Below are 415 nucleotides of genomic sequence, written 5' to 3'. Positions count from 1 at the left end.
GGAGTAGATCGTCTCCACCCGGTCCAGCGGCACCTGCACCACCTCGTGCCAGGCGCCGAACGGCACGGCTGCGGCGTCGAGTTCCGCGAACCAGCGCGGCAGCGGGGCCGTGGCGAGCCAGCGGGCGTGCGCGGTGGCGTCCCGCCAGTAGCCGAGGTGGACCAGGTTGTGGCGGCCCGCCTCGTCGGTGAAGGCGAGCAGTTCCCACGCCTCGGGGGCATCCGCGCCGTCCCGCCCGGTGTGGCAGGCGCGGACCCGCTCCAGGAACGGGCCGACGGCCGGGTCGTCGGGGCCGGCGCACTGGAGCGCCAGGTAGTCGCTGGTCACCAGGGAGAGCGGCGCGTCGAAACCGAGGGTCCAGCGGGGCGCCCGGGGCCGGTGGCCGGGGGGCCGCCGCTCGGGGACGGTGCGCGGG

At 77.3% G+C, this 415-nt stretch carries 1 protein-coding gene; it reads right to left on the bottom strand.

The features are described 5' to 3' along the window. Positions 1 to 415, bottom strand: a 415-nt coding sequence (locus tag G3I71_RS48690; RefSeq protein ID WP_164325402.1) for a phenylacetaldoxime dehydratase family protein, incomplete at both ends; no start/stop codon positions are given.

The organism is Streptomyces sp. SID12501 (genome assembly GCF_010550245.1).
Taxonomy (GTDB): Bacteria; Actinomycetota; Actinomycetes; order Streptomycetales; family Streptomycetaceae; genus Streptomyces.
The sequence above is the reverse complement of the archived record's forward strand: the minus strand, read 5'-3'. Positions and strand labels throughout refer to the sequence as shown.